At 61.5% G+C, this 13,092-nt stretch carries 14 protein-coding genes; 3 read left to right on the top strand and 11 right to left on the bottom strand.

The features are described from left to right. Window positions 1-48: 48 nt before the first annotated feature. The 10 genes from E0L20_RS01450 to E0L20_RS01405 all read right to left on the bottom strand — a co-directional run bounded on the left by E0L20_RS01450 (window position 49) and on the right by E0L20_RS01405 (window position 8,089). The gene (locus E0L20_RS01450) at window positions 49-543 is read right to left on the bottom strand and encodes a flavin reductase (protein WP_131632342.1); all 495 of its coding nucleotides are present in this window, start codon (window positions 541-543) and stop codon (window positions 49-51) included. A gap of 10 nt (window positions 544-553) precedes the next feature. After that, window positions 554-1,480, bottom strand: coding sequence for a PDR/VanB family oxidoreductase (locus E0L20_RS01445; RefSeq protein WP_131632341.1), 927 nt, complete (start codon window positions 1,478-1,480; stop codon window positions 554-556). A gap of 9 nt (window positions 1,481-1,489) precedes the next feature. Beyond that, complete coding sequence (locus E0L20_RS01440) at window positions 1,490-2,224, bottom strand: SDR family NAD(P)-dependent oxidoreductase (protein ID WP_131632340.1); 735 nt, start codon at window positions 2,222-2,224, stop codon at window positions 1,490-1,492. A gap of 10 nt (window positions 2,225-2,234) precedes the next feature. Beyond that, window positions 2,235-2,714, bottom strand: a complete 480-nt coding sequence (locus E0L20_RS01435; RefSeq protein ID WP_131632802.1) for an aromatic-ring-hydroxylating dioxygenase subunit beta — start codon at window positions 2,712-2,714, stop codon at window positions 2,235-2,237. Continuing rightward, entirely contained in the window at window positions 2,714-4,015 is a 1,302-nt protein-coding gene (locus tag E0L20_RS01430; RefSeq protein WP_131632339.1) for an aromatic ring-hydroxylating oxygenase subunit alpha, read from the bottom strand. Before E0L20_RS01430 ends, E0L20_RS01435 begins: the two co-directional genes overlap by 1 nt. Before the next feature lie 17 nt (window positions 4,016-4,032). Continuing rightward, entirely contained in the window at window positions 4,033-4,545 is a 513-nt protein-coding gene (locus E0L20_RS01425) for a nuclear transport factor 2 family protein (protein WP_131632338.1), read from the bottom strand. Window positions 4,546-4,547: 2 nt separating this feature from the next. Beyond that, window positions 4,548-4,907, bottom strand: a complete 360-nt coding sequence (locus E0L20_RS01420) for an IacB protein (RefSeq protein WP_131632337.1) — start codon at window positions 4,905-4,907, stop codon at window positions 4,548-4,550. A gap of 22 nt (window positions 4,908-4,929) precedes the next feature. Further along, window positions 4,930-6,057, bottom strand: a complete 1,128-nt coding sequence (locus E0L20_RS01415; protein ID WP_131632336.1) for an acyl-CoA dehydrogenase family protein — start codon at window positions 6,055-6,057, stop codon at window positions 4,930-4,932. Between the two features lie 99 nt (window positions 6,058-6,156). Then, complete coding sequence (locus tag E0L20_RS01410; protein ID WP_131632335.1) at window positions 6,157-7,281, bottom strand: amidase; 1,125 nt, start codon at window positions 7,279-7,281, stop codon at window positions 6,157-6,159. Between the two features lie 334 nt (window positions 7,282-7,615). Continuing rightward, entirely contained in the window at window positions 7,616-8,089 is a 474-nt protein-coding gene (locus tag E0L20_RS01405; protein WP_131632334.1) for a MarR family winged helix-turn-helix transcriptional regulator, read from the bottom strand. A 266-nt stretch (window positions 8,090-8,355) separates the two neighbouring features. Here E0L20_RS01405 and hpaX point away from each other — a divergent pair, with 266 nt between their 5' ends. The 3 genes from hpaX (at window position 8,356) to gap (ending at window position 11,815) form a co-directional block, all read left to right on the top strand. Then, on the top strand, window positions 8,356-9,714 hold the full coding sequence (gene hpaX, locus E0L20_RS01400; RefSeq protein WP_131632333.1) for a 4-hydroxyphenylacetate permease: 1,359 nt from the start codon (window positions 8,356-8,358) through the stop codon (window positions 9,712-9,714). 31 nt (window positions 9,715-9,745) lie between these two features. Beyond that, window positions 9,746-10,726: a GlxA family transcriptional regulator gene (locus tag E0L20_RS01395; protein ID WP_131632332.1), complete on the top strand. Its 981-nt coding sequence runs from the start codon at window positions 9,746-9,748 to the stop codon at window positions 10,724-10,726. Window positions 10,727-10,804: 78 nt separating this feature from the next. Next, on the top strand, window positions 10,805-11,815 hold the full coding sequence (gene gap, locus E0L20_RS01390) for a type I glyceraldehyde-3-phosphate dehydrogenase (RefSeq protein ID WP_131632331.1): 1,011 nt from the start codon (window positions 10,805-10,807) through the stop codon (window positions 11,813-11,815). A gap of 57 nt (window positions 11,816-11,872) precedes the next feature. On the opposite strand, the gene E0L20_RS01385 is transcribed toward gap, so the two are convergent. Then, the gene (locus E0L20_RS01385) at window positions 11,873-13,060 is read right to left on the bottom strand and encodes an MFS transporter (RefSeq protein ID WP_131632330.1); all 1,188 of its coding nucleotides are present in this window, start codon (window positions 13,058-13,060) and stop codon (window positions 11,873-11,875) included. Window positions 13,061-13,092: the final 32 nt, after the last annotated feature.

The following is a 13,092-nucleotide window of genomic DNA, read 5'->3' as shown; positions in this document are numbered from 1 at the left end:
TGTGACGACATTGCTCATTACGCATTACCCCTGTGGTCAGGAAAAAAGCTACGCCTCAATGTCATGCCCGACGGCATGGTAACGACGGTTGAAGTAGACCAGCCCGCGCGGCTGCTCGCTGATGCGAATGGCCTGTACCTGGCAGTAAAAGACCGAGTGGCTGCCGACCTCGTGGCAGTCGGCAATCAGGCAGTCGAAGCTGGCGACGGACGAGCTGAGCACCGGCGCGCCGCTGTTCATCACCTGCCAGCTGTCGTGAAGAAAGCGCTCCTCAGACCGCAGGCTGGCGTTGGCAAAGACCCCCGACAGCGCCTGATGGTGGCTGGAGAGGACGTTCACGCACAGCACGCCGTTGCGGCGAAAGTGTTCGTGCGCGTAGGAGTTGCGGTTCATGCAGACCAGCAGGGTTGGCGGCTGGTCGGTCACGCTACAGACGGCAGAAGCGGTAAAGCCGAACTTGCCCGCCGGGCCGTCGGTGGTGATCACCGACACGGCGCTGCCGAGCTGGGCCATCGCATTACGAAATTCAGTTTGCAGTGTCATGGGAGTCCCCTTACAGATCGATGACTAAACGCCCGCACTTCGCGCGGGAGCAGCAGAGCAACATCTGGTCGCCTTCGGCCTTCTCTTCGTCGGTGAGGTAGCGATCGCGGTGATCCGGCTCACCTTCGATTACGTCAGTCAGGCAGCTGCCGCAGATCCCCTGTTTGCAGGAGACGTTGACCTTTAGCCCGGCCAGCGCCAGCGCCTCGACGATGGTCTGGTTTTCCAGCACCGTCACGGTGATGCCGCTCGCGGCAGCGACCACCTCAAAGGCTTCCCCGCCGGTTTCGACCTCGGCGCTGAAGCACTCCTGGTGGATCTGCTCCGGCGCATAGCCGCTGGCTAACGCCTGCGCGTTGACCGCCTCCATCAGCCGCGACGGGCCGCACACGTACACATGGGTGTTGGGCGGCACGTCGCGCAGCACGGCGGCAAGATCCATGCGCTGCTCATCGCTGAAGTGCAGATGGGGCGAATACGGCGACGCGTCCAGGTGTGAAGCAAAGGCCGCCTGCGCGCGCGAACGGGCGCAGTAGTGCAGCGCAAAGCTGCGCCCGGCAGCATGAAGCTCGGCGGCCATCGACAGCATCGGGGTGATGCCGATCCCGCCGCCGATCAGCAGGGTATGCGCCGCGCCCGCGTCCAGCGCAAACAGGTTGCGCGGTTCGCTAACGGCAATCGCATCCCCTTCCTGCAGAGCGTGTACGGCCAAGGATCCGCCCTTTGAGCCTCCCTCTTTCAGTATGCCCAGCCGGTAGTGATGGCGGTCCTGCGGGTCGCCGCACAGGGAGTACGGGCGAACCAAATCGTCGGCAAGATGCAGGTCGATATGCGCTCCGGCGCTGAACGCCGGAAGCGGCAACCCTTCAGCGTGCGCCAGCGTCAGCAGGACAACATCGCCCTGCAGCTCACGCCTGATAATCTGCAAAGTCAGCATGGGGGCTCCTTAGCGCATAAACAGGCCGCCGTTGATGTCCCAGGTCGCCCCGGTGACAAACGACGCCTGAGGTGAAGCCAGCAGCGCCACGGCCTGCGCGATAAATTCCGCTTCGCCGAGCTTGCCCACCGGGATCATCGCCAGCAGTCCGGCCATTTTTTCTTCCGGCACCAGGGTATGCACCACCGGCAGATCCATCGGCCCAGGCGCAACGGCGTTAACCGTCACGCCGGATTTAGCCAGCTCGCGGGCAAAGACCTTGGTGAGCGTTAAAATGCCGCCCTTAGAGGCCGCATAGTGCGCACCTGATGCCGTGCCGCCGTTTTGTCCGGCGAGCGAGGCCAGGTTGATGATTCGGCCATAGCCGCGGCTGGCGAAATAGCGCCCCATCGTCTGGCAGCCGACAAAGGTGCCGCGCAGGTTGGTGGAAAGCACCCGGTCGAATTCGTCGACCCCGATCTCCATCACCGGCGTGGCGAGGGTGAGCGCGGCATTGTTCACCAGCACGTCAAGGCTGCCGAACCGGGCAACGGTGGCGTCCAGCGCGCGGTCGAAATCCTGCGGCTGGCGGATATCCAGCCCCAGCGCCAGCACGCTGCCGTTATCCAGCTCGTCCGCAGCCTGCTGCGCGCGCGCGGCGTCGACGTCGGTCAGCACCACCTGAAAACCCTGCTCCAGAAGGCTGGCGGCAATAACCTTGCCGAGACCGGCCGCCGCCCCGGTCACTAATACGGTTTGCGTCATGCGTATTTCCTCAAAGGATGTAGCCGATGCTGTGCAGCACATCGTCGCTGTTCACCAGGCGGATCACTTTTTGCTGGATCAGCCAGCGCTCGCCCTGCTGCCGCAGATGCCAGGTGATATCCGCCGCGTAGTGGCGGCTGTGGCCTTTGCGGTGCTCCCACAGGGACTGCGCCCCGCGCACCACAATCGTGTTGTCATTCGCCTCCAGCACGCGAAAGCGCGACAGCGTGCGCAGCGTGCGGGCGCGCGGCGTGGTGGAGATGGATTCGCCGCTGTACAGGCGCGTCACCCGCTTCTCGCGCATGTGGTGGTCGTCGCAGGCGTAGTTGAGGGTGTTTTTAAAATCGGTTTCAGCCGGGTCGATAGGCACGACGTACAGGCCGTCGCGCTGCCACAGATCCAGCCAGGCGTTGAACTCGCCCTGGTCGAGCAGATCGCCCTCCAGGTTGACCACCGCCATCGCGGTAAAGAGTGCAGAATCTGACGTCATCATTGTTCGTTCTCCATCATGAGCTTTTTCCACTGCCGGTAGGCGGCGCGCATCCCGGTTTCGGCGCTGACGTCGCTGCGCAGTCCGTCGTCGGTGCGGTAATCCCCCGCCAGCCCGCGGTTGAGCATGATCCAGAGATCCTCCCCCGACGTGGCTCCGCGCTGAACGCGCTCCCAGGCCTCGGAGTCGTCCGGCGTGCCGAAGCCCATCGGCCCCTGAAAGTGCTCGTGCAGGCGCAGGCGCGCCTGGTTAGCCACGTCCGGCCCGCCGTCCATCGTGATTACCGCGTGGTGAATTTCGGTTTCACTGACGGACACCGGCTGGAGGACGCGGAAGAAGGCCATTGAACAGGCGATATTCGGGAAGATGTTGAGGTTAAAGCCGGAACCGCCGACCGCGCGCACGATGCGGCGCACCTGCGCTTCGTCGTGCTCGGCGCGCAGCGCGTCGGCCAGCTCGCTGAAGCGTTCCGGGATCGGCGCATCGAGGTTGGCCTCCAGATCCACCAGCTCGGGGATCATCACCATCACGCTGTGGCCGTTGCCCAGGTCTTCGACGTAGCCGCTGCCGTCCACGAAGTTGAGCATCTCTTCGGTTTGCTTATCGACGGAGCTTAAAAACGAGCGGTGAACCACCGGGAAGTGATACCCGTCGGTGGTATTTTCCAGCTGGATTTTCCAGTTGCCGGGGAAGCGAAAGCGGTGCGCTGGCCCGGTTTTGATCGGGTAGCCCGCCCCCTGCTTCATGAACAGATCCATCCATTTTTTCGCCGCGCCGAGGAAATCCTCCAGCGGCTCAATCTGGTCGTTAAAGGTGGCGAAGATCATGCCCGCGTACTGCTCGGTGCGCAGGGATACCAGCCCCAGCTCGCCTTTTTCCAGCTGGTCGGCATAGCTTTCCGGATGCGGCACGCCGCGAAGGCTGCCGTCCAGCGCGTAGCCCCAGCCGTGATACGGGCAAACAAAGCTGTTGGTTTTGCCGCTGCGGTGTTCGCAGACGGTTGCCGCCCGGTGGCGGCAGCGGTTCAGCAGCGTATGGACGGTGCCTTTACGGTCCCGCACCACAATCACCGGCTGCGTGCCGATCTCGGTCGTTTTAAAGCTGCCGGTTTCAGGGATCTCGCTGGCGTGCGCCACCCAGACCCAGGTCTTGCCGAAGATCCGGTCCAGCTCCAGCTGGAACAGGTCGTCCGAGGTGTAGAGCGAGGTGTGCACGCGGTCGTGCTTCACCAGCGCGGCAATCTCTGAACGTGCCGGCACGGTATCGATATTTTTTACGTTAATGAGGTGGTCGCATTGCATATCCAGTCTCCTGCCAGTCATGTTTTATCCGGTACGGGTAAGGCATCCGCGGCGTGCCAGCGATCGACCGGCCTGCTGAACAGATTGCGGGTGGTGAAGTGGTCCATCGCCATTCCGTTTTCGCCGCGGACAAAGGTGACGCAAATTTCTGCCGCGTTCAGGTGCGCGCCGCCGGCGCTAAAGGCCGAGGTTTGCAGCATCAGCCAGCGGCCTTTGAGCTGCCCGTCCGGCGCGTGCCGCAGGGCCTCCGAGCAGAGAAAATGGGCGTTGAGGGCAAAATGCGCGGGCTGGCGAACATAGCCCGCCATCATCGCTTCGATGGCCTCTCGCCCCTGATGCCGACCGAGCCGCGAAGCGTAGGGCTCACCCACCCCTTCCCAACAGGCGTCAGCGGTAAACAGCGCGCCAATCGCCCGCACGGTTTCGGGAGCGTCGAGGCTGTCGCACAGGCGCATGTAGTCGCTGATGCAGACGCGGGCGGCCTGGCAATCTTCAAGCTGCTGCAAGCGCAGCGCATCCAGGGCGTTCATGGCTAGCTCTGAATAATCAGTTCGCGACCCACGCGGGCCTCGATTTTGCAGTACTTCCACAGCCTGCTGCCGCCGTCGCCCACGGGCGTGGTGCGGAACAGATTGCACACGGCGGCCACGTTTTCCAGACGCTCGGCGTCGACCAGCACGTAGGTGGTCCACGGCGCGGCGGTGGACGGCCCGACCATCAGCTGGTCATCGTCCATGTTGCCGATGACGCGGATGCCCTGCGTCTCTTCAATGCCCTTCATCATCACGCCGAATGCGGCCCACACCTGTTTGGCTTCGGCCTGGCCTGCGTCAAAAAAGTTCTGGTTTACGCCGATGCAAAACAGCACGCGTAAGGTTGGTAGCTGGCTCATCTTTTGCTCCTTGGGTTAAACATCACAGGTAACCTGGCAGCGGTTTGCCGCCAAAAAAGACCGTCCCGGCGTTGAGGTACGAGAGGTCGCCCATAAAGGCGTGTTGGGTAATCACCATCGTGTCGCGCACGTAGCGCTGCAGCGGGCTGGTCATGGTGACACCGCCCATCCCGTTCAGCGCCAGCGCCTGACGCGCCACCTCGGCGGCCACGCGGGTCACGTGGGTGGACGAGAGGCGCAGGGCGTTGATCTGCTCGCAGCTCGGATCGTCCCCCGCCAGCAGGCACTGCCAGACCTCGTCGATGGCGTCATAGAACCAGGCGCGGGCGGAGCGCAGTTCGGCTTCGCTGTGGGCGATTTGCATCTGCGCCTGCGGTCGCTCCGCGAGGCGCGGCGCGCCGGTGACCGACTGCTGGCGATGGGCGATAGCGTAGATTTCATTGAGCGCGGCGCGCGCCACGCCAAGCGCGACAACGGACAGCACCTGCGTGGCGAGGGACAGCACCGGATAACGGTAGAGCGGCCCCTCAAGGTTCAGCGATCCGCCGCGCACGAAGGTCCACTCGTGGGGCACGAAGGCATCGTCGACAACCAGATCGTGGCTGCCGGTGCCGGCCAGGCCGACGGTGTCCCACACCGGGTCAATCTGCACGCTGGCGCGCGGAAGCACCGCCATGCGGGGTAACGGCTGGTCACCTTCCGGCAAAATGCCGACGCCGAGCACCGATGCCCCCATGCTGCCGCTGGCGAAGCTCCAGCGGCCGCTCACGCGATACCCGCCGTCTGCCTGCCGCGCTTTTTGCGTCGGGAAGATGCCGCCCGCAAACACCACGTCAGGCCCGTCGCGATACAGCTCCCTGAGGGTATCCGGCGGCAGCGCGCCGAGATAAAACGGGCTCATGCCGAAGCTTGCCACCCAGCCCGCCGAACCGTCGGCGGTCGAGATTTGTTCGATCAGTTCACAAAACTGCGCCGGGGAGCATTCGTCTCCGCCGTACAGTTTGGGAACCAGCGCGCGGTACACCCCGACCTGCTTAAAGCGGGAAATGACATCGTCAGAAATATGACGCTGATGCTCAAATTCGTGGCTGCGGGTAGCTACATCACCCAGCAGCGGAACCAGCTCCTCACGGACATGTACGGCAGACATAGCATCCTCCAGATAGTTTTCTGCGGCGCGCCTGGGACGAGCGAGGCCGCAATGAGTCGAACTCACTGAGTCATCAGGCTAAAAAAAGAAATGTGAGGGCTAGTGACGTCGTCGCTGGCTAAGCCATTCGGCAGCCTGCACCAGCAAGCCGTCGTTCCCTTTGCGGGCGATAAGCTGCAGGGCGACCGGACGACCGTCGATTTCGCCGACGGGTAAGGTAACTGCAGGGTGGCCGCTCAGGTTGAACGGCCGCACCAGGCGCGTCAGGTTAACCACGCTCAGCGGATCTTCCGCCTCCCGCAGCGTTGGCGGCAGTTCCGGCAGCGTTGCCAGCGCCAGCAGCGGGTTCTCGGCAAGCAGCGCGTCCACCTGAGCGGTAAAGTCGGTGCGGATGCGCTCGGCGCGCCGCAGCGCCTCTGCGCTGACGTCTGCCCCTGCGCGGATACGCGAGGCGACGTCGGGTGAGACCGCATTGCTTGCCAGAATCGGCCCCAGCGCCAGCCAGTTTTCGTGGCTTATCAGCGTCAGTCCGGCGCGGTGCGCGTCTTCCAGCAGCGGCAGCGTGGCTTCGCCAGGCGTAATCCCGGCCAGAGAGAGGACATCAAGAAGACAGGCGTCGATATCGGGCTCTGCTGCCAGCACAAAGGCCATCGAAGGGAGTTCGGTAAGAGGTTCCCCAACGGGGACTGCCAGGCGCGTCATCGCCTGACGCAGCACGCCTGCCTGCGCCGCAAACACGCCCACGCAGTCAAGCGAACTTTGTTCGGGCATGACGCCGTTACGGCTTAGCACGCCGTAGCCCGGCTTAAGGCCAATCACGCCGCAGCAGGCGGCGGGCATGCGCACCGAGCCGCCGGTATCGGTGCCGAGAGAAAAGTCCACCTCGCCGGACGCCACTACCGCCGCCGAGCCGCTGGAGGAGCCGCCGGGGATCAGCGCCGGGTATAGCGGGTTAACCGGCGTACCGCAGCGCGGGTTAATGCCGGTCACGCCGAAGGCCAGCTCGTGCAGCGTGGTTTTGCCGGTCAGCACGCAGCGCGCGTCCAGCAGCGTGGCGACAACGTCCGCATGCCGTTCTGCAACGGGTGCGGCTGCCAGCGCAGGGCATCCCGCCCGGGTGCGATGTCCGGCGACGTCGAGCGTATCTTTCACCGCAAAGCTGAGATCGCCCGAACCGAGGGTAAACTGCTCAACATAACCATTGCTCTTTAAGACTGGCTTCATGATTAACACCTTAACCAGAAAAAACGAATCACATTCAGGCCGAGAGTCGTTGCTCTCTTTTTGTCCTGACTAACGTTAGGTCAATCATGGAAGAATTAGATGAAAATTCAAGTAATGTTTCACGTTAATTTTACCAATGCGCAACACTCCATTAACCTTTTTATTGTCATGGTTAATCGCACAGAGTGATGAAAAATAAAGCAAAAGAGGTCGTGAGGACGCGAGCGTACGCGATGAAGCCTCATCGCGACGCGTCGGATAAAATTGAGTTATTTCAGTGAATTAGATGAAAGGTCTACGCGGGTCACAAATTTGTTATTCGGTCTTTTTGCCGTCAAAGTTCGTTGAGATTATCCAGCACTTTTGAGAGCGACAGGTTCATTTTTGCCACCTGGCTGCTGCTCATTCCCTTGAAGCCTTTCTCAAAAACCTTGCTCGCCTGGGCCATCGCCTCTTCGACTTTTTGCCGTCCGGCGTCGGTGAGCATCACCTCCGTTACCCGGGCGTCCTGTTCGCTGCTGGCGGTGGTGACCAGACCATCATCGCGCAGGCGGCCGACAATTTTGGTCACGGTGGGCATCTTTGCCATGGCGTACTCGGCAATCTGGGAAATGCTGGCCTTACCGTACTGGTGCGTCACCATCAGCACGCGAAACCCGGAGACGTCCAGCTGGGCTTTTTTCAGCGTGATTTCCATAATTTGCGTGTAGCGCGCGTAGACGTTAACGATCCAGTAAAACGGAAACTCCTCGCGATGAAAGGCAGGGTCGGTGTCCCGATCCTCAGTGGTTTTTTTTTGCGTGCTCATGCGTTTCCTTACCAAAACAGGCGGCAGATGAAGCGATTATACCCTGTGAAGCGGTGACGGCTATAGCAGCATTGGGGCGTTGAAAGCGGTTTCAGCTACTTACCGTCAGCGAGTAGAGATCCCGATCGCAATATGATTCATAAATGCTATCTAATTAACAATTACGTATCATTTATTGAACAATAAATTGACGATAGGGCTGGCTGTTTTCTATACGTTTAGCCGACCTGCACGCTCATACTAATAATCGCAATGTGGAGCTTTTCATGAACGCACCTCCTGCTCAATCGCCTCTGGATCCGCGTCAGCAAGCCGTTATTAAGAAACTGTTCCGTCGCCTCATCGTATTTTTATTCATCCTGTTTGTGTTCTCCTACCTGGACCGTATCAACATTGGCTTTGCTGGCCTGACGATGGGTAAAGATCTGGGCCTCACCAGCACCATGTTTGGTCTGGCGACCACCCTGTTTTACGTGATGTACGTCATCTGCGGTATTCCGAGCAACATCATGCTGAGCATCGTGGGCGCGCGGCGCTGGATTGCCGTCCTGATGGTGATCTGGGGCATTGCCTCTACCGCCACCATGTTCGCCACCGGACCAAACAGCCTGTACGTGCTGCGCATGCTGGTGGGGATTGCCGAAGCCGGCTTTCTGCCTGGGCTACTTTTGTATTTAACCTACTGGTTCCCGGCCCACTACCGCGCCCGCGCCAACGCTCTGTTTATGATTGCGATGCCGGTCACTATGGCGCTCGGCTCGCTGGCTTCAGGCTACATTTTGAATATGGACGGCCTGCTCAACCTGAAGGGCTGGCAGTGGCTGTTCCTGCTGGAAGGATTCCCGTCCGTACTGCTGGGGCTGGTGGTGTGGTTCTGGCTGGATGACAGTCCTTCAACGGCAAAATGGTTAACCGAGGACGATAAGGCCTGCCTGCACGAGATGCTGGAAGCCGACAAAATCGCGCTGCAGAAAACGCAACAGGCGGCAAGCGCGTCGGCGTTGCCGCAGCGCAGCCTGGCGCGCGAGCTGTTCACGCCAATCATCATCCTCTACACCGTGGCCTACTTCTGCTTAACTAACACCCTCAGCGCGCTCAGCGTCTGGACGCCGCTGATTTTGCGCAGCTTTAACGAAACCAGCAGCAACGTGACCATCGGCATTCTCAGCGCTATTCCGCAGGTGTGCACCATTGTCGCCATGGTGTGGTGGAGCAAGCGTTCGGATCGCCTGAACGAGCGTAAAGTGCATACCCTGCTGCCGTACCTGTTTGCCGCCGCGGGCTGGATCATGACCGCCACCAGCGTCACCCCCCTGCTCCAGTTCACCGGAATCGTCATGGCCTCGGCGGGCGCCTTTGCCGCGATGGTGATTTTCTGGACCACGCCGGACCGCTATATCTCCCTGCGCGCCCGGGCGGTGGGTATCGCGGTGATTAACGCCACGGGGATGACCGGCGCGGCGCTGGGTCCGCTGCTGATGGGCTGGATGAAGGACGTCACGGGGAACTTTAACGCCGGGATCTTCATGGTGGCCGGGTTCCTGGTGCTGGGCGCGGTGATTATTGCCGTTATTCCAATGAAAAAGGTTCACGCGCAGGAGCCAGCCCCCTCGCCTGCCGCTTGACTTATTCTGCAATAAAGATACTTTTCAGGACATGAAGAAAATCCTGATTATCGTTCCTGACGGCGGCATGCTGTTCGAAGCCGCCGGTATCGCCGACATACTGATGCAGGCCAACCGGCTGCACCCGGAAGGCCTCGCGCGTCCCTGCTACCGTATTATCATCGCCACCACGCAGCCCCATCAGGTGATACACGGCCAGTCTGGCCTGAACCTGCTCGCGGACTACCGCCTGCCGGAGCTTGATCCGCGTGAACCGCTGGATACCATCATCATTACCGGGCGCGGCATGAACGCGCTGGAGAGCACCGCCGTGGTGGACTGGCTGCATCTTGCTGCCCCGCACGCCCGCCGCGTTGCTTCCATCTGCGGCGGCGCGATGCTGCTGGCCCAGACGGGCCTGCTCGATGGCCGACGCGCGACGACCCACTGGCGGCTGCTGGAGACCATGCAGGCCGCCTACCCGTCCATCAGGGTGGAGGGGGGACCGCTCTATATTCAGGATGGCCCCATCTGGACCTCCGGCGGCGTCAGCTCCGGGTTTGACCTGACGCTGGCGCTGGTTGAAGATGACTATGGATTTTCCCTCGCCCGCGACGTGGCGCAGGATATGGTGATGTATCTGCGCCGCCCCGGCGGTCAGCTGCAGTTCAGCCGCTATAACCTGCAGCAGTCTGGCGCAAGCGGCCCTATCAGCGAGCTGCAGGGCTGGATCCTGCAAAACCTGACCGCCGACCTGTGCGTAGAAAAGCTGGCGGAAAAAGTCGCCATGAGCCCGCGCAACTTCACCCGCGTGTTTACCCGTGAAACCGGTGCCTCACCCGCCCGCTACGTATCCGAGGCTCGCCTCGCTGCCGCCCGTCAGCTTCTCGAGCAGACCCGGGAACCGCTTGATACGATTGCGGAGAAAAGCGGGTTTGGTACCAGCATCAACCTGCGCCGCGTGTTTGAAAAACAGCTCCACCTCACGCCGGGCGAGTATCGCCAGCGCTTCCACTGCCGCAGGATGGCGTAATCTGATCCTTTTTTGTCATTTACGCCACACATCCCGAAGCCTACAGTGACTCCAGACAACACAGATAAGGAGTGCATTATGGTTAAGGTCGGTATTAACGGTTTCGGCCGTATCGGACGTAACGTCCTGCGCGCGGCGCTGGGCAACGCGGATCTGCAGATTGTGGCGATAAACGATCTGACGGACAGCAAAACCCTCGCCCATCTGCTCAAATATGACTCTTTGCTCGGCACGCTGCCGGTGCCCGTTGAAGCGGCGGACGGCGCGCTGCAGGTTGACGGCAATCGCATTACCGTATTTAGCGAACGCGATCCGGCGAATATCCCGTGGCGAGACGCGGGCGTCGATGTGGTGATTGAAGCCACCGGCTTCTTCACCGAGCGTGAGAAAGCGGCCGTGCATATCACCCGCGGCGGGGCTAAGCGCGTGATTATCTCCGCCCCCGGCAAGAATGATGACCTGACGGTAGTGATGGGCGTGAACCACGATTTGTACGATCCTTCTCAACATTACGTTGTCAGTAACGGAAGCTGCACGACCAACGGGCTGGCTCCGGCGGCGCAGGTGCTGCATCAGCAGTTTGGTATCGAACACGGCCTGATGAACACCACGCACGCCTACACCAACAGCCAGGCGCTGCACGACCAGCCGGAGAAAGATCTGCGCGGCGCGCGTGCGGCAGCGCTGTCGATTGTGCCTTACTCCAGCGGTGCCGCTAAGGCGCTGGGGAAAGTGATCCCGTCCCTGGACGGCAAGCTGACCGGCTATTCCCTGCGCGTTCCGGTTCCCGTGGTATCCATCGTGGATTTGACCGTGACGCTGAGCCGGGAGGTGACCGCCGACGAGGTGAACAACGCCTTCCGTCAGGCTGCGGCCAGCGGCCCGTTGAAGGGTATTCTGGGCTACAGCGATGAACCGCTGGTGTCGAGCGATTACCAGGGCGATCCGCGCTCTTCCATTATTGATGGCCTGTCGACGCTGGTGATTGGCGGCAACATGGTTAAGATCCTGGCCTGGTATGACAACGAGTGGGCATTCTCAAACCGCCTCGTTGATTTGGCGGTGCTGATGGAGAATAAAGGACTGTAAACCGGAGCCGGGTGGCGCTTGCGCTTACCCGGCCTACCAATCACAAAGGAAAATTCCTCACTCCGCCTTCACCTTCACGCCCATCAACACAATCACCATTGCGGTCACCAGCAGCAGCCCGCTGCCGGCAAACACGCCGCTGGCGCCGTTGAGGTCGAACACCGCCCCGCCGCCTGCCGCTCCGGCACCGATGGCAAACTGAATGGAGGCCACCAGCAGGCCGCCTGCGCTTTCCGCTTCATCAGGAACCGTGGTGGCAAGCCAGGTAGACCACCCCACCGGCACCAGGCCGAAGGCAAAGCCCCACAGCGCGACCAGCAGCCCATCAAGCATCGCCAGATGACCAAACGCCACCATGGTCAGCGCCAGCACGCCCATTACGAACGGCACCAGCGCCAGCGTGAGGCGCAGGCTGCGAGCCAGCAGATGTCCGGCGATAGAGGTCCCGACAAAGTTCGCGAGGCCAAAGCCTAGCAGGATCAGCGATATGCTCTCCACGCTCGCCTGCCCGACCGTTTCCAGGAACGGGCGCAGGTAGGTGAAGAAGGCAAAGTGGCCGCTGAAGATGAGGATGGTCGCCAGCATACCGCCGATCATGCCCGGACGTCGCAGCACGCGGAACAGCGTGCCCAGGCTACCGCTGCTTTCGGGCTTCATCGACGGCAGGACCCAGAGCTGCCACAGCAGCGCCACCATGCTCGGCACGATGCAGAGAATAAAGACGTTGCGCCAGCCGATCAGGCTGCCCAGATAGCTGCCCAGCGGTGCAGCCACGACCGTTGCAATCGACACGCTGGAAAAGATCACCGCCAGCGCTTTCGGCACCTTGTCGGCAGGCACCAGCCGCATCGCCGTGGCGGTCGACATGGCCCAGAATCCGCCGATGGCGATCCCCAGCAGCAGGCGCCCCATCAGCAGGACGTGCAGCGTGGGCGCAAACGCGACCAGCAGGCTGGAGATAATCTGCAGCACCGAGAAGAACATCAGTACCCAGCGGCGATCGATGCTTTTGGTGGCCGAGGTAATCAGCAGCCCGGTGACCAGCGCCACCAGCGCGGTCGCGGTCACGGCCTGCCCGGCCATCCCCTCGGTTACGCCCAGGCTGGCCGCCATCGGCGTAAGCAAACTCGCTGGCAAAAACTCAGCCGTAATCAGGCCAAAGACGCCCAGCCCCAGGGAATAGACGGCCCGCCAGGCGGGTTTTGCGGGCGCTACAGCCTCTCTCGCCGCGACACATGAATTCATCTGTTGTACTCCCGTTATAAAAATGTGACTAA

Origin of the sequence: Enterobacter wuhouensis, assembly GCF_004331265.1 — a bacterium.
Taxonomy (GTDB): domain Bacteria; phylum Pseudomonadota; class Gammaproteobacteria; order Enterobacterales; family Enterobacteriaceae; genus Enterobacter; species Enterobacter wuhouensis.
Note: the sequence above shows the minus strand (reverse complement) of the source record. Positions and strands in the feature narration are given on the sequence as shown.